Annotated in this window: 19 protein-coding genes; 8 read left to right on the plus strand and 11 right to left on the minus strand. The window is 62.9% G+C overall.

Annotation, left to right across the window (positions count from 1 at the left end; genetic code table 11):
* Positions 1-189: 189 nt before the first annotated feature.
* Complete coding sequence (locus tag AC5ZGW_RS06015) at positions 190-951, minus strand: SDR family oxidoreductase (protein ID WP_130228989.1); 762 nt, start codon at positions 949-951, stop codon at positions 190-192.
* An 89-nt stretch (positions 952-1,040) separates the two neighbouring features.
* Between AC5ZGW_RS06015 and AC5ZGW_RS06020 the strand changes: the two genes are divergently transcribed.
* Together AC5ZGW_RS06020 and AC5ZGW_RS06025 are read left to right on the plus strand one after the other, a co-directional pair.
* On the plus strand, positions 1,041-2,570 hold the full coding sequence (locus AC5ZGW_RS06020) for a malonate--CoA ligase (protein WP_130228990.1): 1,530 nt from the start codon (positions 1,041-1,043) through the stop codon (positions 2,568-2,570).
* 26 nt (positions 2,571-2,596) lie between these two features.
* On the plus strand, positions 2,597-3,094 hold the full coding sequence (locus AC5ZGW_RS06025; RefSeq protein ID WP_130228991.1) for a DUF3658 domain-containing protein: 498 nt from the start codon (positions 2,597-2,599) through the stop codon (positions 3,092-3,094).
* A 98-nt stretch (positions 3,095-3,192) separates the two neighbouring features.
* On the opposite strand, the gene AC5ZGW_RS06030 is transcribed toward AC5ZGW_RS06025, so the two are convergent.
* Entirely contained in the window at positions 3,193-4,053 is an 861-nt protein-coding gene (locus AC5ZGW_RS06030; RefSeq protein ID WP_165435483.1) for a sulfite exporter TauE/SafE family protein, read from the minus strand.
* 17 nt (positions 4,054-4,070) lie between these two features.
* Positions 4,071-4,325: a hypothetical protein gene (locus AC5ZGW_RS06035; protein ID WP_130228993.1), complete on the minus strand. Its 255-nt coding sequence runs from the start codon at positions 4,323-4,325 to the stop codon at positions 4,071-4,073.
* An 89-nt stretch (positions 4,326-4,414) separates the two neighbouring features.
* On the opposite strand from AC5ZGW_RS06035, the gene AC5ZGW_RS06040 reads away from it, so the two are divergent.
* From AC5ZGW_RS06040 to AC5ZGW_RS06060, 5 genes are all read left to right on the plus strand, one after another.
* A complete protein-coding gene (locus AC5ZGW_RS06040) occupies positions 4,415-5,338 on the plus strand; it encodes a LysR family transcriptional regulator (RefSeq protein ID WP_130228994.1) in 924 nt (307 codons plus the stop codon).
* Between the two features lie 209 nt (positions 5,339-5,547).
* Positions 5,548-5,946, plus strand: coding sequence for a succinate dehydrogenase, cytochrome b556 subunit (gene sdhC / locus AC5ZGW_RS06045; RefSeq protein WP_028165151.1), 399 nt, complete (start codon positions 5,548-5,550; stop codon positions 5,944-5,946).
* Between the two features lie 17 nt (positions 5,947-5,963).
* Entirely contained in the window at positions 5,964-6,338 is a 375-nt protein-coding gene (sdhD, locus tag AC5ZGW_RS06050; RefSeq protein WP_130229006.1) for a succinate dehydrogenase, hydrophobic membrane anchor protein, read from the plus strand.
* Between the two features lie 3 nt (positions 6,339-6,341).
* Complete coding sequence (gene sdhA, locus AC5ZGW_RS06055) at positions 6,342-8,183, plus strand: succinate dehydrogenase flavoprotein subunit (protein ID WP_130228995.1); 1,842 nt, start codon at positions 6,342-6,344, stop codon at positions 8,181-8,183.
* Between the two features lie 24 nt (positions 8,184-8,207).
* Complete coding sequence (locus tag AC5ZGW_RS06060; RefSeq protein WP_130228996.1) at positions 8,208-8,990, plus strand: succinate dehydrogenase iron-sulfur subunit; 783 nt, start codon at positions 8,208-8,210, stop codon at positions 8,988-8,990.
* Between the two features lie 119 nt (positions 8,991-9,109).
* On the opposite strand, the gene AC5ZGW_RS06065 is transcribed toward AC5ZGW_RS06060, so the two are convergent.
* The 8 genes from AC5ZGW_RS06065 to AC5ZGW_RS06100 form a co-directional block, all read right to left on the minus strand.
* On the minus strand, positions 9,110-10,354 hold the full coding sequence (locus tag AC5ZGW_RS06065; protein ID WP_130228997.1) for a GGDEF domain-containing protein: 1,245 nt from the start codon (positions 10,352-10,354) through the stop codon (positions 9,110-9,112).
* Between the two features lie 145 nt (positions 10,355-10,499).
* Complete coding sequence (locus AC5ZGW_RS06070) at positions 10,500-13,844, minus strand: adenylate/guanylate cyclase domain-containing protein (RefSeq protein WP_130228998.1); 3,345 nt, start codon at positions 13,842-13,844, stop codon at positions 10,500-10,502.
* Positions 13,845-13,938: 94 nt separating this feature from the next.
* Positions 13,939-14,811, minus strand: coding sequence for a hypothetical protein (locus tag AC5ZGW_RS06075; RefSeq protein WP_130228999.1), 873 nt, complete (start codon positions 14,809-14,811; stop codon positions 13,939-13,941).
* A 97-nt stretch (positions 14,812-14,908) separates the two neighbouring features.
* Positions 14,909-15,280 (minus strand): hypothetical protein, encoded by a 372-nt coding sequence (locus tag AC5ZGW_RS06080; protein ID WP_130229000.1) that lies wholly within the window; start codon positions 15,278-15,280, stop codon positions 14,909-14,911.
* A 317-nt stretch (positions 15,281-15,597) separates the two neighbouring features.
* The gene (locus tag AC5ZGW_RS06085; protein ID WP_130229001.1) at positions 15,598-16,032 is read right to left on the minus strand and encodes a cupin domain-containing protein; all 435 of its coding nucleotides are present in this window, start codon (positions 16,030-16,032) and stop codon (positions 15,598-15,600) included.
* A 113-nt stretch (positions 16,033-16,145) separates the two neighbouring features.
* Positions 16,146-17,030 (minus strand): LysR family transcriptional regulator, encoded by an 885-nt coding sequence (locus tag AC5ZGW_RS06090; protein WP_130229002.1) that lies wholly within the window; start codon positions 17,028-17,030, stop codon positions 16,146-16,148.
* 264 nt (positions 17,031-17,294) lie between these two features.
* On the minus strand, positions 17,295-17,573 hold the full coding sequence (locus AC5ZGW_RS06095; RefSeq protein WP_028165159.1) for a hypothetical protein: 279 nt from the start codon (positions 17,571-17,573) through the stop codon (positions 17,295-17,297).
* Between the two features lie 273 nt (positions 17,574-17,846).
* Positions 17,847-18,320: a nuclear transport factor 2 family protein gene (locus tag AC5ZGW_RS06100; RefSeq protein ID WP_028165160.1), complete on the minus strand. Its 474-nt coding sequence runs from the start codon at positions 18,318-18,320 to the stop codon at positions 17,847-17,849.
* Positions 18,321-18,545: 225 nt separating this feature from the next.
* Between AC5ZGW_RS06100 and AC5ZGW_RS06105 the strand changes: the two genes are divergently transcribed.
* Positions 18,546-20,690: a hybrid sensor histidine kinase/response regulator family protein gene (locus tag AC5ZGW_RS06105; RefSeq protein WP_463327402.1), complete on the plus strand. Its 2,145-nt coding sequence runs from the start codon at positions 18,546-18,548 to the stop codon at positions 20,688-20,690.
* The last annotated feature ends 28 nt before the right edge of the window (positions 20,691-20,718 follow it).

Raw genomic sequence — 20,718 nt, forward strand, 5'->3', positions numbered from 1 at the left:
GCTCGCCCGCCAGAATGCGGCGGACCGCTTCGAGCTTGAACTCTCGGCTGAAAACACGGGGAGATTTGTTGGGCATATGTTCTCCGTTAGAGAACTGTCCCTAATTTCCCGTGTCTCACTTTTGGGGGGCACTCCATGCACCTATCCCGGATTACGCTGCGCTCCATCCGGGCTACAGGGGATCAAAGACTAATCCCTGCTCGTGGGGGTCTGGATGAAGCCGCGGTTGTGGGTCGGGCTGATCAGGATCTCGTTGACGCAGACCCGCGGCGGCAGGCTGGCGACGAAGGCGATGGTGCGGCCGAGATCCTCCGGCTGCAGCATCCTGGCCTGCTCGGCTTCGCTCGGCACCACCGGCCGCAGTTTCAGGATCGGCGTAGCGACCTCGCCGGGCGACAGGCAGCAGGCGCGCAGGCCATTGGCGCATTCATCCATGTTGAAGGAATGGGTCAGCGCCAGCACCGCATGCTTGGTCGTGGTGTAGGCCGGCCCCGGCATCTTCGAGACATGGCGTCCGGCCCAGGAGGCTACGTTGATGATGCAGCCATCCTGCTGCTTGCGCATCGCCGGCAGCACCGCATGCATGCAGTAGAGCACGCCGTTGAGATTGATCTCGACCAGTTTGTCCCAGCCTTCCAGCTCCATGTCGGCCCAGCTCCGCTTCGGCACGTTGATGCCGGCGCTGTTGACCAGGAGGTCGATGCGGCCATGACGGCCGAGGATCTGGTCGGCGGCCTTGTTGACCTCGTCCTTGTTGCTGACGTCGAGCGGGATGGCCTCGGCCTTGCCGCCCTTCTTGGCGATGTTGGCGACCACCCGGTCCAGCTCCTCCTTGCGGCGGCCCGAGACCACCACCGTCCAGCCGTCAGCCGCCAGGAATTCCGCCCCGGACTCGCCAATCCCGGTGCCGCCGCCCGTCACCCAGGCCACGCGTTTCCCATCATTTGTCATGCAAACTGTCTCCGTTGCTTTCCAAAGGGCGTTTTTGCTAAGCCATTCGCCGGATTTCCCGGCCTTTTCGCCCTTCCAGGGAATGTTGCATGAACACGAGCGCCAACGCCAACCTGTTTTCCCGCCTGTTCGACGGTCTCGAGGATCCGAGCCGGCTCGCGATCGAGCAACTCGACGGCAGTCGCATCAGCTATGCGGACCTGATCGCGCGCACCAGTCAGATGGCGAACGTGCTGGTTTCGCGCGGCGTCAAGGTCGGCGACCGTGTCGCGGCGCAAACCGAAAAATCGGTGCAGGGCCTTGTGCTTTATCTCGCGACCGTGCGCGCCGGCGCGATCTATCTGCCGCTCAACACCGCCTATACGCTGAACGAGCTCGACTACTTCATCAGCGACGCCGAGCCATCGCTGGTGGTGTGCGATCCTTCCAAGGCGGAAGGCATCGGCGCGATCGCGGCGAAAGTCGGCGCCAAGGTCGAGACGCTCGGTGCCGACGGCAAGGGCTCGCTGACGGAGGCCGCCGACAAAGCGAGCCCGGAGTTCAAGACGGTCGCGCGCGGCAATGATGATCTCGCCGCGATCCTCTATACGTCGGGCACCACCGGCCGCTCCAAGGGCGCGATGCTGAGCCACGACAATCTGGCCTCGAACTCGCTGTCGCTGGTCGACTACTGGCGCTTCACCAAGGACGACGTGCTGATCCACGCGCTGCCGATCTATCACACCCACGGCCTGTTCGTGGCCAGCAACGTCACGCTGTTCGCGCGCGCCTCGATGATCTTCCTGCCGAAGTTCGATCCGGACCTGATCGTCAAGCTGATGGCGCGCGCCACCGTGCTGATGGGCGTGCCGACCTTCTACACGCGCCTCCTGCAGAACACCGCGCTGAACAAGGAGACGACCAGGCATATGCGGCTGTTCGTTTCGGGCTCGGCGCCGCTGCTCGCCGATACCCACCGCGAATGGTCCGCGCGCACCGGCCACGCCGTGCTCGAGCGCTACGGCATGACCGAGACCAACATGAACACCTCCAACCCCTATGACGGCGAGCGCGTGCCCGGCGCGGTCGGCTTTCCGCTGCCCGGCGTCTCCGCGCGCGTCACCGACCCCGAAACGGGCAAGGAGCTTGCGCGCGAAGAGATCGGCGTGATCGAGGTCAAGGGCCCGAACGTCTTCAAGGGCTACTGGCGGATGCCGGAGAAGACCAAGGCCGAATTCCGCGACGACGGCTTCTTCATCACCGGCGACCTCGGCAAGATCGACGCCAAGGGCTATGTACACATCCTCGGCCGCGGCAAGGACCTCGTGATCTCAGGCGGCTTCAACGTCTATCCCAAGGAGATCGAGACCGAGATCGACGGCATGCCCGGCGTGGTCGAATCCGCCGTCATAGGCGTGCCGCATGCCGATTTCGGCGAAGGGGTCACCGCCGTCGTGGTGCGCCAGCCCGGGGCCACGATCGATGAAGCCGCGGTGCTCAACGGGCTCGATGGCCGATTGGCGAAATTCAAGATGCCGAAGCGGGTGTTCATCGTCGACGAACTGCCGCGCAACACCATGGGCAAGGTGCAGAAGAACATTCTGCGGGATACGTATAAGGATATTTATACGAAGAAGTAGGGGCGCAAGAACGTCGCGTTGAAATAATGAACCGCAAACAAGCCGTCCGAATTAACGAACACTTACTCGATGCCTATCAGGCGATGGACGACGCAAGGATGGCCATTGCCGGTCTCGGCAAAGATGAGCGACTAAAGCTCGAGGACTTGCTTCAAGAGGTTGTCGCAGCTTTGCAACAGAAGCTGCTTGCACCGATCTATGATCAGTATCCGGACTTGGAGCCGCCGGTAGTTGATGAAGAAATCCCCACCGTGGACAGCAGGCTCGAGTGGAGCCAGGTGCGTCTCCCGCCGTCCCTGACCGAAGCGGATTTCGACAGCATCATATTCTCGTTGTTGAAGCCACAGTGGCAGAAGACCGCAAGGATGATCATTCTGGTCGAAGGGCGCTGCCAGGAGCTTAGCGTGCCGATCAGCCATGCGGCGATCGCTGCACGATTGAAAGTCCTCGCCGATTCGAATCGCATCGAAGGTGTCGGCGATATCCGCATGTGGCGCTACAGCGAAGTGCGATTGAAGGACTAGCGCCGTAGCCCGGGTGGAGCGCCAGCGTAACCCGGGACCGTCGGCAGATGCTGACTCGGTATCCCCGGGTTGCGCTGCGCTCCACCCGGGCTACGGGACTACTGCCCGCTCACGAGGCTGATCACGAACCGGCCGCCGACGATGAAGAGGTAGGCGCCGAACGCCATCTCCAGCGCCCGCTTCGATAGCGCATGCGCGACCTTCACGCCGAGCGGGGCGGTGACCAGCGTGGTCGGCATCACCAGGATGGCGCCGATCAGCGAGACATAGCCGAGCGCGAACGGAACCTGCAGCGCAAGGACATCGGGAAAGCTCGCCGCCGCCGGCCAGCCGGCATAGACATAGCCGAGCGCGCCGGGGATCGAGATCAGCACCGCGAGTGCCGAAGAGGTCGCGACCGCCTGATGGATCGGGCGGCCGTAGAAGGTCATCAGGAGATTGGCGAACAGGCCACCGCCGATGCCCATCAAAGTCGAGAGCAGGCCGACGAAGAAGCCGTAGACGCGCATCAGGAGACCTTTCGGCAGTTCGTCGCCGAACTTCCAGCCCTCGCGCGCCAATAACAGCCGAGCCGCGGCCGACCAGGCCACCATCACGAACACGATCTTGAACAGCCGCTCCGGCGCAAACCGCGCGGTGACGCTGCCGGCGAGGACACCGAGCACGATCGGAATCCACCAGCGCTTCAGCACCTCCATGTCGACAGCGCCACGCCGGTAATGGGCGCGAAACGAACTGATCGAGGTCGGGATGATGACGGCAAGCGAGGTGCCGATGCAGAGCGGCATCCGCACCTCCACTGGCACCCCGGCCAGACGGAAGCATTCGTAGAACACCGGCACCAGGATCGCGCCGCCGCCGATGCCGAACAGGCCGGCGAGAAAGCCGGACAAGGCCCCAACCGCGATCAGCAGCAATGCGAGTTCAAGGAGTTCGATAAGATCGAGGCCAGCCATGATGTCCCTTGCGCCAGCGTTTAGTCTCTGCAGCCTTGCACGCGCAAGGCCGCCAGAGCCGCCACGGCTGGCGCCGCGAGGATCAGGCTCACCCCGAAGACCGAGGGGTATCGATCGCCCGCCTGAGCCAGCATCGCGGCCCCATCCAGCAACAGCCCCGTAACCGCGAAAACAACCGGACCGATCAGGCCATCGGCCGATCGGTTGTGAAGCAGACGCATCGTCCTGGGATGCGATACGAAGCCGGTACTCCATCCCATCTCAAATTCCTCCATATGACGGCTTCCCGAAGCCTAGACCCTTGTCGAAGGCGGGAGTATCTAGCCTCTTTGGTGGTTACCTTTGCGAATTCCGGAAGGATCGGATGGACCAGCTTTCGGCCATGGCGACCTTTGTGCGCGCGGTGGAGACGGGCAGCTTCTCGGCGGCGGCCCGCTCGCTCCCGAGTTCGCTGACCTCGGTCAGCCGCCAGATCTCCGCGCTGGAGCAGCATTTCGGCACCAGGCTGCTATTGCGCACCACGCGGCAGCTCGCGCTGACCGATCATGGCCGGATCCTCTATGAGCGCGCGAAATCAATCCTCGGCGAGGTCAAGGAAATCGAAGCCGCATTGTCACGCGACCGCCACCAGCCCTCGGGACGGCTTCGCGTGAGCTGCCCCAGCCTGATGGGACGGCTCGTGATCGCGCCGCTGCTCGCCGAATTCCTGCGCCGCTATCCACTGCTGTCAGTCGATCTGCTGCTGATTGATCGCGCCGTCGACATGGTCGAGGAAGACATCCATCTGGCGATCCGTGTCGGCCGCTTGCGGGATTCGCAACTGGTCGCGCGCAAATTCGCCGACCTCAGGATGATCGTGTGCGCCTCACCCGCCTACCTCGCGCGCCACGGCGTGCCGCAGACGCCGCGCGACCTCGCTAGTCATGACTGTCTCGTGTTCTCCGATGCACCCGGCAGCGCCGAGTGGCGCTTCGCGGAGAGCACGAAGGCAGACCGCAAAATCCGCATATCCGGTCGGCTCTGGATGAATAGCCTCGATGCGCTTGCCGCGGCGGCGAAGGAAGGCGCGGGCATTGTGCGCGTGCCGTCGTGGCAGGTCGACGCCGATATCAGGGCTGGCAGCTTGCGGCGCATCCTCGCCGACTACGAACCGCCGCCCACGCCGTTGCACCTCGTGTTTCAGCCATCGCGGCTTGCGTCGCCAAAGACGAGGGCATTTGTCGATTATCTGGTTGAGCGATGGCGAGCCGCCGACCCGTTCGGCGCGCATGCAGTCGCAGCCTTATAACGGAATCAGAATTCGCTTCTTGGACTGGATCGACCGCCCTGGTATACCAAGCCCCTGATCGGCTTGCTTCATCAATGGTGTAGCAATGAATACCCGTTCGTTTTGCAGGCATTTGGCCGTTGCGCTGTAAGGTTCGACTCCGTAAATAGAATTTATCTACCGCGCTCCCCGATGGGCCGGCCGCGGTCCCACCAAACTCAAAGTCGCTGATGACCGCCAGGATCGAACGACCGCTCTCGCCCCATATACAGACCTATCGCTGGACCCTGACGATGGCGCTTTCCATCGTCCATCGCGCCACGGGAATAGCGCTTTATGCCGGCACGCTGCTGCTCGCCTGGTGGCTGATCGCGGCGGCCTCCGGCCCCAGCGCCTACGCCAATCTGCAGGCTTTCACCGGCAGCTTCATCGGCAAGCTGATCGTGTTCGGCTACACATGGGCGCTGATGCACCATCTGCTCAGCGGCATCAGGCATTTCGTGTGGGACTTGGGCTACGGCTTCAAGGCCAATGAACGGGAAGCCCTGACCTGGGCCGCGCTGATCGGCGGCATCGTGCTCACGGTGCTGATCTGGATCATCGCTTACGCGATCGGAGGCGGACGATGAGCGACTCTCGTTCCTCGATGCGCACGCCGCTCGGCCGCGTCCGCAATCTCGGCGCCTCGCATTCCGGCACCACCGATTTCTGGCGCCAGCGCCTCACCGCTGTCGCGATGACGCTGCTGATCGTGCCGGTGCTGTTCGTGATCCTGACGCTGGTCGGCCGCAACCATGCGGGCGCGACACAGATCCTCGGCTCGCTGCCGATCGCGATCATCCTCTTGCTCTTCATCGTCGCCAGCACCTGGCACATGAAGATCGGCATGCAGGTCGTGATCGAGGACTATGTGCATAACGAGAAGCTGAAGCTCGCCAGCATCATGGCCAACAATTTCTTCTGCGCTGCGGTGGCCTTGGCCTCGATCTACGCGCTCCTTAAATTATCCTCGGGAGTATGAACCATGGCCGCTGAAGGTAACGGCAAGGCCACCAATGGCAGTGGCCCGGCCACGAACGGCAAAGCCTATCCGATCGAAGACCACACCTATGACGTCGTCGTGGTCGGCGCCGGCGGCGCCGGCCTGCGCGCGGTGGTCGGCTGCTCGGAAGCGGGCCTGCGCACCGCCTGCATCACCAAGGTGTTTCCGACCCGCTCGCACACGGTCGCGGCGCAGGGCGGCATCTCGGCCTCGCTCGGCAACATGCATCAGGACGACTGGCGCTGGCACATGTACGACACCGTCAAGGGGTCGGACTGGTTGGGGGACCAGGACGCGATCGAATACATGGTGCGCAACGCGCCGGAGGCGGTCTACGAGCTCGAGCATTGGGGCGTGCCGTTCTCGCGCACCGAGGACGGCAAGATCTACCAGCGCCCGTTCGGCGGCATGACGATCGACTACGGCAAGGGCCAGGCGCAGCGCACTTGCGCCGCCGCCGACCGCACCGGCCACGCGATGCTGCACACGATGTACGGCCAGTCGCTCCGGCACGCCGCCGAGTTCTTCATCGAGTTCTTCGCCATCGACCTGATCATGGACGACCAGGGCGTCTGCCGCGGCGTGATCGCGATCAAGCTCGACGACGGCACGCTGCATCGCTTCCGCGCCCAGACCACGATCCTCGCCACCGGCGGCTATGGCCGCGCCTATGCCTCCTGCACCTCGGCCCATACCTGCACCGGCGACGGCGGCGGCATGGTGCTGCGCGCCGGCCTGCCGCTGCAGGACATGGAGTTCGTGCAGTTCCACCCGACCGGGATCTACGGCGCCGGCTGCCTCGTCACCGAGGGCGCCCGCGGCGAAGGCGGCTATCTCGTCAATTCCGAGGGCGAGCGCTTCATGGAGCGCTATGCGCCATCGGCCAAGGACCTCGCCTCGCGCGACGTGGTCTCGCGCGCGATGACCATCGAGATCCGCGAAGGCCGCGGCGTCGGCAAGAAGAAGGACCACATCTACCTGCACCTCGATCATCTCGATCCGAAGGTGCTGGCGGAGCGGCTGCCCGGCATCTCCGAATCGGCACGAATCTTCGCCAATGTCGACGTCACCCGCGAGCCGATCCCGATCGTGCCGACCGTGCACTACAACATGGGCGGCATCCCCACCAACTTCCATGCCGAAGTGCTGACGAAGCGGGACGGCGATGACAATGCGGTGGTCCCCGGCCTGATGGCGATCGGCGAGGCCGCGTGCGTCTCCGTGCACGGCGCCAACCGGCTCGGCTCCAACTCACTGATCGACCTTGTGGTGTTCGGCCGCGCCGCCGCGCTGCGCTGCGCCGAAAAACTCACCGCCAATGGCAAGCAGCCGGAACTGCCGAAGGATTCCGCCGAGATGGCGCTCGGCCGGCTCGACCATTTCCGCTACGCCTCGGGCGGCACGCCGACGGCGAAGCTGCGCGACAGCATGCAGCATGTGATGCAGACCAATTGCGCGGTGTTCCGCACCGGCGAAGTGCTGCAGGAAGGCAAGAACCTGATCCACAAGGTGCATGGCGGCATTGGCGACATCGCCGTCTCCGACCGCTCGCTGGTGTGGAATTCCGACCTGATCGAGACGCTGGAATTCGACAATCTGATCGTGCAGGCCGTCGTCACCATGGATTCGGCCGCCAACCGCACCGAGAGCCGCGGCGCCCATGCCCGCGAGGATTTCCCTGATCGCGACGACAAGAACTGGATGAAGCACACGCTGGCCTGGCTTGATCAGAAGGGCAACACCACGATCGAGTTCCGCCCGGTGCACGATTACACGATGACCAACGACGTACAGTACATCCCGCCCAAGGCGCGTGTGTATTGATGACGACAGCGAAGGCTAGCAAGCATGGTTGAATTCGCGCTTCCGAAGAACTCGAAGATCTCAGGCGGCAAGACCTGGCCGAAACCGGCCGGCGCGACCGAGACGCGCGAGTTCAAGATCTATCGCTGGAATCCGGACGACGGCAAGAATCCGAGCGTCGACACCTATCATGTCGACATCAACGATTGCGGGCCGATGGTTTTGGACGGCCTGATCTGGATCAAGAACCACATCGACCCGACGCTGACGTTCCGCCGCTCCTGCCGCGAAGGCGTGTGCGGCTCCTGCGCCATGAACATCGACGGCCAGAACACGCTCGCCTGCACCAAGTCGATGCACGACGTCAAAGACGGCGCGGTGAAGGTCAACCCGCTGCCGCACCAGCCGGTGGTGAAGGACCTTGTCCCCGACCTCACCAATTTCTACGCGCAATACGCCTCGATCGAGCCGTGGCTGAAAACCACAACGCCGACGCCGCAGAAGGAATGGAAGCAGAGCCACGAGGACCGCGAGAAGCTCGACGGCCTCTACGAGTGCATCCTCTGCGCCTGCTGCTCGACCTCGTGCCCGAGCTACTGGTGGAACAGCGAGCGCTTCCTCGGTCCCGCCGCGCTGCTGCAGGCCACGCGCTGGGTCACGGACAGCCGCGATGAGGCCACCGGCGAACGGCTCGACAATCTCGAGGACCCGTTCCGGCTCTATCGCTGCCACACCATCATGAACTGCGCCAAGGCCTGCCCCAAGGGCCTCAACCCCTCGGAAGCGATCGCCGAGCTCAAGCTGAAGCTGGTCGAGCGGCAGATGTAAGCCGCCGGCGAACGTTATAGGGAGGACGGCCTGCGATAACTCGCGCAACGGGTCAAAAGCGCGGGTCGTCTTCGCTCATTCGGGGTACCGGTCTACCCTCGAAAGCGGTCATCAAACATTTAAGCGTCCGCGCCGACAACCCCGTTCCTGCCCGACGCCTTCGCCCGATAAAGAGCAGCATCCGCCTTCTCGAGCAGCTCTCGAAAAACCCTGGCATGCGTTGGAAACGTGGCGATGCCGATGCTGACCGTCACCGGCCGCTGCAGTTCTGGATGAGTGCTGTCGGCCACAGCCGCCCGAATGCGTTCTGCCAGCGCCATGGCGCCTGGGGGCATCTGCGGGCACAGCAATGCGAACTCTTCCCCGCCATATCGAAACAGCTCGTCACCCTCACGCTTTGAGGCGACAATCGTCTCGGCCACCTTGCGGATCACTCCATCGCCGACGACGTGGCCACGGCTGTCGTTGATCGACTTGAAGTGGTCGATGTCGATCATCATGAGACTAAGTGACAGGCCCGATTGCGAAGCAGCCTGCAGCATTGCCGCCCCTTTCGCATCGAACTGCCCACGATCCTGAAGTCCTGTCAGCGCATCCCTGCCAACTCGCTCAGCAAGCTTCTCGTAGCGATGCCGGTAAGTCAGGCGATCGAACACGTCCGCGGCGCGACGCGATTGCACGGGAAGAGGCTCTCGTTCAAAGATGCGGAGATATGCGGTCATCATGAGGCTGAAGAAGGCAGCCGCGGCGACCTTGGCGATCCACCCGCCGTAGAATGCCGATTCTGGCACGCCGGTAAGATGATGCAGCCCCAGGTAGAAGAAAGCCTGGTCGAAGCTCAACACAAGCGCCAGGCTGATGAAGATCCGCCCGGGAACGGTGGTCGTCACCAATTTTCCAAGCCGTTCATAAATGATGACAAGGGCGATCAGATCGATGAACAGCAATAGGCTGCCCCAGACCATGAGCAAGCCCATTTGGTCGATGAAGCGGAGATCCGGATTATAGCCTGGCAAGCTCGCGGGATTGCTATAGAGGCGCAGGAGAAGCCCTAGCGCGATCATCAGAATGTTGCCGCTCAGGAGGCCGTAGATCGGCTGCCGCATCACCTCGGCGTCTTCCTTGATGTAAAGCAGCAGGAAAAAGGCGAGCTTGCCCGTGAACATCACGGTGGATCCCGGCGAGATCAGCCCGAAGGGCAGTTCGATGAAGAAGGTCGCGGCTAAATAGGTCTCGAGGAAGTGCATCGTGCCGAGGAGGCAGAAAAAAACACCAACTCCGATGCTCTGCCTTGCTCTGAAAATGCTCCCCATGACAATGAAATAGATGATGCCATGCGCGAGCAGGACGAGAGAACCGAACATACCGCCGAGAAGCCCCTACCGTGAAAGTCGATCTGTTCCTCTCCCTTGCCATTTTGCTTTGCTCCCCTCAATAGGGCGCGTCGTCGGTGCAAGCAGTACCTTGAAATCCTCCGTTCCCCACATCCGCGGCCATCGCGCGTGAGGATCAGCGCACCGCAGCTTGAACGGCGCGCGCCCTTCTGAGGTCGGCCGTCTCGGCGCCCTCATCGAACCAGCAGCAGATCGGCTCCAATAGCGCGCGCGACGCCTCAAGCTTTCCTTGCGTGCGCCAGAGTTCGGCGAGATCCATAGAGGCGCGCAGCTCCAAGGATTTCGCGCTTTGACCGCAGGCCACTTCGATGGACTTCGTCAGGCACGATTCGGCTTCCAGAATGTTCGAGGGGTCGATCGCCAGAAGAAGCTGCGCCTTTTGCCGATGCAATTCCGATTCCCATGACCTGCCGGTCACGTCATCGAGATTGGTCAGGGTCTGCTCGACGATCCATAGCGCGTACTCGTTTTCTCCTGCCCTTGCGTGCATCTCCGCAAGCCAGCTCTCCATCATCGGCAACATGAAGCCGACATTGTTCTGCCGGGCCTCATCGAGTCCTCGGGCAATCTCGGCGCGAGCCTCTTCGATCCGGCCGAGGTCGCCGACGGCCCGGCCGCGCGAAATTCGCGACAGGATTGCATAGAGCGAAAACCGCTGCTCCCGCGACACCTCGAAGCTCTTTTCGGCGTTCTCGAAGGCGAGATCGGCCTCGCCGCGCAACAGGTGCACGACTGAGGTCATGTAATGCGCGAACGCTATGGTGTAGGGGTGGCGAAGATCCCGTGCCAAGGCAAGCGCCTCCGAGACGCGCGCGAGCGCCTGGTCGGGATAGCCGAGGAACCACAAGTCCCAGGACAGCAGCAGGAGCGAGGCCGCCTGCGGCTCGACCATGTAGAGATGGTATAGCGGCGGCCTGCCCTTGTTCATCGAAAGCTTGATCGACTCCTCGAAATGGTCCACCGACGATCGAAAGTTCCCGATCGTCAATAGCGTGCTGCCCATCATTCGATGAGCGACCATGCGCGGCACGGCGTCCGGCAACGCCTGGGTTCGCGACATGAACTCATCGGCCATGGCGAGCGCTTCATCATTCTTGCCGGACATCCAGGAATTTCCCCACAACCCGAACAGCGCCTGGAAATATTCGGGAATATTGCCGAGCCGCAGGCACAGGGCCCGCGCCTGCGAAAAGGCTTCGCGGGTATCAGCGGAGGCATAGCCCTGCACCGCGATGAGCGGTATGCCCAACGCCAGTTGGATGTCGATCTCCTGCCTGGTCCGCTCGAGTGAGTCCGGCAGGCCGCTCAGAAGCTGAAGCGCCTTTCGAAAATTGGCGATGGCCTCGACATTGGCCGAATGCGCTAGCGCGCGTTGCCCGGACTTGAACCAGCAGCGAATGGCAAGCGGATGATTGCCGGCCTCCTGATGATGATAGGCGAGAACCTCGGGCTGATTTTCGGCAAGCTCCGGGAAATCATGCTCCAGGATCGTCGCGATGTCGGCGTGAAACTGCAGCCGCTTGCTTTTGAGCAGGGAGTCGTAGATCGCATCGCGCAGCAGCACGTGCTTGAAGGCGAAACGGACGAACGGCGAAACGTCGACCCGGTAGATGATATCAGCGTGTTCGAGCAATGAGAGCGCCGACAGCATATCCTCCTCGTCGACCTGCGATGCAGCCGACAAGAGGTCATAGGAAAACTCTCGTCCGATCACGGCCGCGATCTGCGCAAGCCGGCGGCTCGGCGCGACCCGGTCGAGCCGTTCCATCAGGGCGTCGCTTAGCGTGTCCGGAACGCGGAGCAAGGCCGGCTGCGCCTTGCGCTCGACGGCACCTCGGCTTCGCAAAGGCGCGCTCAACGTGCTGTTTGTCAGTTCCTCGATGAATAGCGGGACGCCATCGGCCTTTTCGACGATCTGGTCGAGCAACGGCTGGGGCATGCTCGCGCCGCTCAGGAGCTCCCGGATCATCGCCCTGACCTCGCTATGCGACAGCCGGGTGAGCGAGTGCAGAGTGGTGTTCGCGTGAGTGATCCACGCGGGGCGAAATTCGGGCCGGCAGGATACGATCAGCAGCACGCGGGCGCGGTCGATGCGGCTGGTGGCCAGTTCGAGCAGCTCAAGGGTCGACGCGTCAAGCCAATGCGCGTCCTCGAAAATGCACAGCGTCGGGCGCCGGATGGAAAATGCCAAGAGGATGTCAACAAGCGTAGAGATCGTCCTGTTCTTCACTTGCCGCGGCGTCAGTCCTGACAGTTCGAGGTCATCTTCCAGCGGGATCGACAACAGTTTAGCGATCAGGGCGACCGGCTCTGCCGAGCCGTCAATCGGGCGCGGAAGGTAGGCCTTGAGCTTTGCAAGCTTGTCGGTATCGGGCTCGCGAGCCGTCAGTTGGGCCGCCTGTTCGATCTGCTCGATCACGGGAAAGAACGCGCTCTGACTGTGATAGGGCGAGCACTGATGGTGAAGCAGGACGTGCGGCTCATCCTCGACACGCGATTTCAGTTCGTGGAGAAGCCTCGATTTCCCGACTCCGGGAATGCCCGAAAGAAACACGACCTGGCCGTCGGCTTCCTTGGCTTTCTGCCACCTGTCGAGCAGCAGGGAAAGCTCGCTCGAGCGCCCGATCAGTGGCGTAAGGGAACCCGCATGCGCGGCCTCGAAGCGGCTCGTGGTGTGCTTTGCCGAGAGCACGCGATAGACGTGAACGGATTCGGTTACACCTTTGAGCTCCTGGAGACCGAGGTCCTGAAAATCAAACGCGGCCGAAACAAGCCGTCTGGTCGATTCCGAAACGACCACCGTATTGGCGGCCGCAAGCGTCTGCAGACGCGCGGCGATATTCGGCGTCTCGCCCACCGCGTCCATCGACCACGTGCCGCTCTCTCCGGTTTCGCCGACCACGACGGGGCCGGAGCAGACACCCACCCGGCACGTCAGGGTGACCGGCCCTGGAATGGTCGCAACTCTGGAAACGATCTCCAGCGCCGCATGCGTGGCACGAACTGCGTCATCCTCATGCGCATAGGGCCAACCGAAGAACGCCATCGCGCCGTCGCCGAAGTAGCGCGCGACCTCGCCTCCGTAGCGCCGGATCGCGGTGCTGCATTCGCCCCGATACGCGTCAATGAGTTTTTGCAGATCCTCCGGGTCCAGCGCCTCCGAAAGCTGCGTGGACCCCACCAGATCGCTGAACATCACCGTGATCTGACGGAACTCGGCCTCGCGCTGCGGCACGACCGAGGCGGACGCGATGCCGAACTTCGCTGCCGTCAATGCTTCGATGGCCTTCAGCAGCTTCTTGCGATGGCCTAACGAAATAACGCCGAGCTTCCTGAGATCATTGTCGGTCAGATCCGGAAGGACGGAGTATTCGATATTATTGTCGGCGAAGGTTTGGGCGTACTGCCCCAGGCCGTGTCCACACAGCCAGTCGGTCACCTCGGTGGTTGTCCTCGCCATTGCAGAGGCCCTCGTCTCTTGTCGCTCGAGGCACGCCAGACTGCGACGACTGCCGTGCCGTTCTGCTCACGCCGAGGGCCGAGCACCGCGCCTCTTACTGTACGAAGGCCCTGCTCAGACGATACGGAAGCGCCTCTCCGGCCGCCTGCTGAAGCTCGTCGAGCATCTCCGCCTCGGATTTGAGGAGCTCGTGATTATATCCCTCCGCCATGATCAATGCCGATTCATACGTCTCCTGGACGACCCTGATGCGGTCGCTCGGAGGAAGCGACGCGACGAACTCGATCGTCTCTTCCACATGGGCAACCTCGCTCCCAAGGCAACTGTGACTTCGGAGAAAGCGGGTCGCATCGACGCCGTCAGGGCATAGTGCCTGCACCTTCTCGATATCGGTCTTCTGCTTGAGCGCGGCGATGCGTTCCAGACAGTAGGAATAGCCGATGCAGCCGATCGGGTAGTCCTCGACGCAGAGCTCATCGAACCGCTCGCAGAGCGGCTTGATGCCGTCGGGAATGAAGTTGGCGACCAATCGCTCGGCGGGCAGGCCCAGCGCGCGAAGATCCTTGAGCGCAAGCCGGTCGTGACCAGTCTCCTCGCGCGCACGTTCTTCAAGATAAGCCGCCACTTCCGGCCGCCCCAGTTCGTTGAATCGCCTGGCGGCGCGCTGGAGATTTCGCGGCGTGTGGACAGACGTGTGGTAGGCGCCCACGATGGCGATGATGTAGCCGACAAGCGTCGGCGCCGGGCTGGCGAGGCGCTTTTCAATTCTGGAAAATCCGAGATTGATCGCGCCGTCGAGCAGCCCGATCGTGCTGCCCCTGGCGCCGACGCCCGTCATAGGCGTCGCAAACGGATCTGCGTATTCCTTTGTGCCGCCCGGGAGATGAAACCAGACCTCCCCGGACTCGCGAGCGATGATCGAAATATTGCCGCTAACGCTGACCCACTCCGTGACCAGGGGCGCCATTCCACACCTCCATATCCGAGCGGTCGCGCGCGCAACGTTTCCCGCACGGTGCGCGCGAAACTCGCCAAAAAAACAGCTCAGGCCAATCTCGACTGCGCTAGATTCCGTTTGGCGTAATGGCCATCAGCAAGCGCGCTGTCTCGAGCAGAGACAGGTGATGCGGAGGCTGCTCGACGCGCGATCGGTCCGGCACCACGAAAATGACTCCGGTCCCATCAGGGTCCGGGTTGTGACAGCCGTCATTATACTCTTCTTCCGTGAACACGATGGGGTTCGCGAGGAATATGCCCCGGGCCTCGAGCGACGCCTTGGCGTTTGGCGAGGTGCCGTCCGACTGCCGCGTCGTCAACCACTTTTCAAAATCTGGATCGGTCCACGCCTCGACGATCAACTGTGCGAGGGCATCGTTCTGATAAGAAAAATCAGCAACTCTTTCTTGGAGATTAGCGTCCCGGAAGATACCTGCCATAGCGAAGCCCTCCGTAAAATACAGGGGCGCCGTTCTGACGCCCGGTATTTTCGTAGCTTAGTTGTAGAACTCTGCGGTGGCAAGCCAGACTAGCGCCACCGAAAAGGCTGTAAGCACTTGGCGGTCGACGATGAAAGCTGGTCGCGGCCGAACACCTCGCCGTCAGGGTTTCGCCGCGGCTTCCACGCCGTGAAGCTGGGTGGCTACGATCAATTCGCCGATCTTCCTGCCCAGCTGTTTTCCAACTTCGGTAGAAAACCGATAGTGAAAACCGGCCCGCGCCTGCGGCCATCAGGCGCAGGCCGAGTGCAGAGAACTTAAGGAAGAGGCCCGACGATCGCCTGATCGTGGCGTGCCGCGATGCCGGGCAAGAGATCCATATGCTCCTCCCGGGGATCGGGAATGCCGTGCAGGTCGCGGAAGAATTCTTCGTGGCGGCGCGGCGTGGACACCAGAATATGTCGCGCGTCGGCGTCCCCGACATTGGTGAAGCCGTGAACCGTGCCTCTCGGGACCAGGACGCGTGCGCCCGGCCCTGCCACGGCGGTGCGGTCGCCGATGAGGTATTTCAGTTGGCCTGCGATCACGATGAAGAGCTTGTCTTCGGTGGCGGAGATGTGCGCGGGTGCGCCGGTGCCGGGCTTGATCGTCATGTCGAGGATCGTGAAGGGGCTCGGATAGGGGTTGATGATCCCGGTGGTGATCCCGGCGAATTCTGTCGTTTCGAATTCCGTGGTGATATCGGCTTGCATGTTCGCTCCAGGGCAAGGTTGCGATCTGACAAACCGCATGTAGCGACCGCGCCCGCCCTGAGTAGCCCTGCCGGTCCGGACAGAGCGGCCAGGATACTGGCCAATCGGGCGCGTCACTGTCCGGCCGCCGCAGCCTCCAGGTGGCGCGCCAGGACTTGCGCGAACGCATTGACCTTGGGATTGAGGTCGGCGCGCGAGGGAAAGGTGAGATGCAGCCGGATCGATCCCGAGAACAGGTTCGGCAGCACGGGTAAAACGGCTTTCGACGCAAGCTCGGCTTGGCACAGCGATTGCGGCAGCAGCCCGACGCCTTGATGCAGCAAGACGAACTCACGCACCAGGGCGAAACTGTCCACCGCGAGTTGGAATTGCGGGAACTCGACCCCGTTCTTGAGAGCACGGGACAGCAGGCGACGCAGCTCGGGCCGTTCGGGACCAATCAGCGTGCTCACCGCGTGTATGTTGGCCGGCTCGCCGTTCCTGCGCAGATATTCGGCGCTGCCATAGAGGCCGAACTCCATGTCCAGAACGCCCCTGACAAGCGCTCCCTGCGGGTTGGAAGCGCCGATGCGAAGGGCGACGTCGATGTTTTCGGAGACGAGGTCGAGCACGTCGTTCGTGAGCAGCACCTCGAACCGCACGGCGGGATGCGCTTCACGGAATTCGGAAACGGCGCCGGCAATGAGCCCGGGCGGAAAATCCGCCGGCGCCGTAAGACGGATTCCACCGCCATAGGGGCTGCCTGCCTTGCCCAGGCCGTCGAGCGCGCCGGCGAGGGAGGCCAGAGCCTCCGCAGAGCGTCCGTACAGTTCGGCGCCTTCCGTGGTGAGCGAGAAAGCGCGAGTCGAACGCTTGAAAAGGCGCACGCCGAGTGTCCTTTCCAAGGTCCGGATGCGCAAACTGACGGACGAGCGCGGGGTGTTGGTCTGACGTGCGGCCGCCGCAAATCCGCCAGCCCGCACGACAGCGACAAAGGTCTGAAGAGAGTTGAGGTCCATTCGGCGCGCCTTTTGTCACGCCAAATTCGGATGTCGTCGCATCGGCCGGGCCGAAATCACGCATGTCATATGATTTATCCGCGATCTGCGGGCAGACGGACGAAGCACGTCGTGGCGGAAGAGGATTGATGTGGTTGCCGGCTTCAATGACGTTGCGGAGCTACAGGATCGTTTCAACGAATCGGAGATGAGTTACATTCGAAATGTTGTCCCGTGCGTCACACCGGCCAGGACGCACGGGACCACAGATGCGGCGCACGAAACTCAACAGCCGTGGCAGATCGTGAGCTTGCGATCGACAGCGCGATCCTCTTCGCTGATTTGCTCGAGCTCGTTCGTGTTCTGCGACGGCAGGTCCTTCGCATGGGGCTGACGATGGCCGACCGGCGCAGGCCACGGCAGACCTAACGTCCGTGATGAGGCATCGGACATGCCTGACGAGACGGCCGAGGGCGATGGTTTCGCCAGTCCCACCGTCTCGGCCGTGGCCGTGCGACCAGAGAGTAAAGCTGCCAGAAGCACTGCTCCGATCATCTCACGCATGATTGCTCTCCAAAGCTTCGATTGCCGTTGGTGTCATCGGCTGACCTCCTTCCGATATGGAGCGGCCAGAATCGGCGCGGCTTGCTACAGCGTGATTTCAATCATTCGGGAGAAGAGTTGCGGTTGTAAGAACCGACCAGCTAGCCGTGATGAACTGCGGGCGAACGACCCGACGATCTGTTCTTGCACCGCCTAAGCAATAGGCACTCCGGCGCGTCGATAGATCATCGACGCGTGCCATGGAGCGTGGGTTGCCACTTCGAACAGAGACGTTCAAAGCCCGAGGTCGGAAAGCCCCGGGTGATTGGCGGGACGAGGTCCCGAACGGTCCCAGTGGTATTTGCGATCGGACTCCTTGATGGGGAGATCGTTGATGCAGGCGAACCGTTTTTGCATCAGCCCGTTCTCGGCAAATTCCCAGTTCTCGTTGCCGTAGGAGCGAAACCAGTTTCCGGAATCGTCGTGCCACTCATAGGCGAAACGTACGGCGATCCGGTTCTCGGTGAACGCCCAGAGCTCCTTGATCAGGCGGTAGTCGAGCTCCTTGACCCATTTCCGCGTGAGAAACGCGACGATCTCGGCGCGGCCGTTGATGAATTCCGACCGGTTTCGCCAGTAGCTGTCCGGGCTGTAGGCGAGCGACACCTTTTCCGGATTACAGGAATTCCAGCCGTCTTCCGCGCCGCGCACTTTCTGCACGGCAGTCTCATGGGTGAAGGGTGGAAAGGGGGGACGGCTCTCGGCCATATACGATCTCCATTTCTAGCTCGGCCCGGGTCCGGCGCATGGCACGCGAGTGTGCCCGGGCGGCTCATCCTTATCTTTCCGAAGCACGCGCCAGCTTTCCATAATGCACGATAGCTTGTGATGCGAGGGACGGAACTGGCGGCGATGGCGGCCAGCAAGCCGCGTCAGCTCCCCTTCCTTCCGAGCCGAATTTTGCGTTAAGGTTGCGGAGGATCCGGAGTGCCCGTGCAGACCGCACAACGCCATTCGCTGAAGTTGTTGCAATGGATGATGGCCGCTTCCCTGGCCCTTCCGCTGGCGCTCTTTGTTTTTGCTTCGGTGATCTCCTGGAATTCAATCAACCAGGCCGCCGACCGGGAAATCGAGCGCACGCTCGATGTCGCGCACGAGCACGCGCTGAAAGTGTTCGAGACCATCGACCGCAGCCTGTCGGAGATCGCGGAAATCATTCGCGGCCTTCCCGACGACGCGATCCGTTCGCGTGAAGAGAGCCTGCACGAGCGGCTGAAGCAGCTCACGGCATCGCTGCCCCAGGTGAAATCGGCGTGGGTCTTCGACGCCAGGGGCCATGCTCTGGTCAACAGCCTGGTGGCCCCGGCGCCCGACATCGATTTCTCGGACCGAGCGTATTTCAGGGCCCATGCCGCCGGCGACGTCGGCACCCATATCGGCGACGTGCTGACGCCGCGGCCGCCCTACCGGGGCGCACCATTCTTCGGCGTCAGCCGTCGGCGGTCGACCGAGACAGGCGACTTTGCCGGCGTGATCCAGGCATCGGTGCTGCCCGAATATTTCGAGAATTTCTACGCGCGGATCGGCCGCGAACCCGGCAGCTTCTTCGCGCTCGGGCGCACCGACGGCGCGATGCTGGCTGGCTATCCGACGGCCGACCGCGAGTTCCGCCTCGACCCTGACGGACCGGTCGGGCAGAAGCTTGCCGCGATCCCCGATGGCGGCCTGATCACCGTCACCTCGCCGGCCGACGGCATCGAACGCCGTCTCGGTTATCGGCGGCTCGCCGAATATCCTATCTATGTCAGCGCGGGGCTCGAGACCTCGGCGATCCGCGCGCGCTGGCTCGCGACCATCGGCCAGCACCTGATCTTCGGCGTGCCCGCCACCGCGCTGTTGTTCCTGCTGCTCGCTCTGGCGCTGCGGCGGACGCGACGCCTGCATGAGGAGGCCGAAAGACGCCAGGAAGCCGAAGAGGCGCTGAAGCATGGGCAACGGCTGGAGGCCCTCGGCCAGCTCACCGGTGGCGTCGCGCACGACTTCAACAATCTGCTGACCGTGATCCGCGCCTCCATCGACATGTTGCGGCGGCCGAACCTTCCGGAGCAGCGGCGGCTGCGCTACATCGATGCGATTTCGGAGACGGTCAACCGGGCCTCGAAACTGACCGGCCAACTGCTCGCCTTCGCCCGACGACAGACGCTCAAGCCTGAACTGTTCGACGTCGGCCAGAGCGTGCAGGTGCTGGGCGAGATGATCGGAACGCTGGTCGGGCCGCGGATCGAGATCGTCACCAGGCTGCCGGACGAACCCTGCTTCATCAACGCCGATGCCGGCCAGTTCGAGACCGCGATCATCAACATGGCCGTCAATGCCCGTGACGCCATGAATGGTGCCGGCCGGCTGACGATCGCGGTGCGTCGCGCAGCCGAACTGCCCGTTGCCGATGGCCATCCGCCGGCGCCGCACGGCTATGTCGCGGTGGCGGTCGGGGACGTCGGCATCGGCATTCCGCAGGATCAGCTCGGGCGCATCTTCGAGCCGTTCTTCACCACCAAGCAGATCGGTCAGGGCACCGGGCTCGGGCTGTCGCAGGTATTCGGATTCGCCAAGCAGTCCGGCGGCGAGATTGTCGTCGTCAGCGAGGTCGGCAAGGGCTCTACCTTCACGCTCTATCTGCCTCGCGCCGCGGCCACGGGTCCGACATTGCAGTTCGCGGCCGCGGATGCGCCGCCGGTCGACGGCAGCGGCATGTCGGTGCTGGTGGTCGAGGACAATATCGAGGTCGGCAGGTTTACGGCCGATGCGCTCGCCGAACTCGGCTACGCCGCGACCCTGGTCGAGAACGCTACGCAGGCGCTGGACGCGCTGGCCGGCGACGCCGCCCGCTTCGACGTGGTGTTCACCGACGTCGCGATGCCCGGCATAAGCGGCGTCGAGCTCGCCCAGGAAATCCGCCGCCGCTGCCCGGACCTGCCGGTCGTGCTGACCAGCGGCTACAGCCAGGTGCTGGCGCAGCGAGGCAGCTATGGATTCGACTTCCTGCAAAAGCCGTATTCGATCGAGCAGCTCTCGCACGCGCTGCACAAGGTCTCCCGGCCGAAACCAACACGAACACCGACGGCGGCGTCGTCCTGACGCGCGCCGGTCCATTGTAACCGGTCCA

Source organism: Bradyrhizobium sp. Crot121, assembly GCF_059512385.1.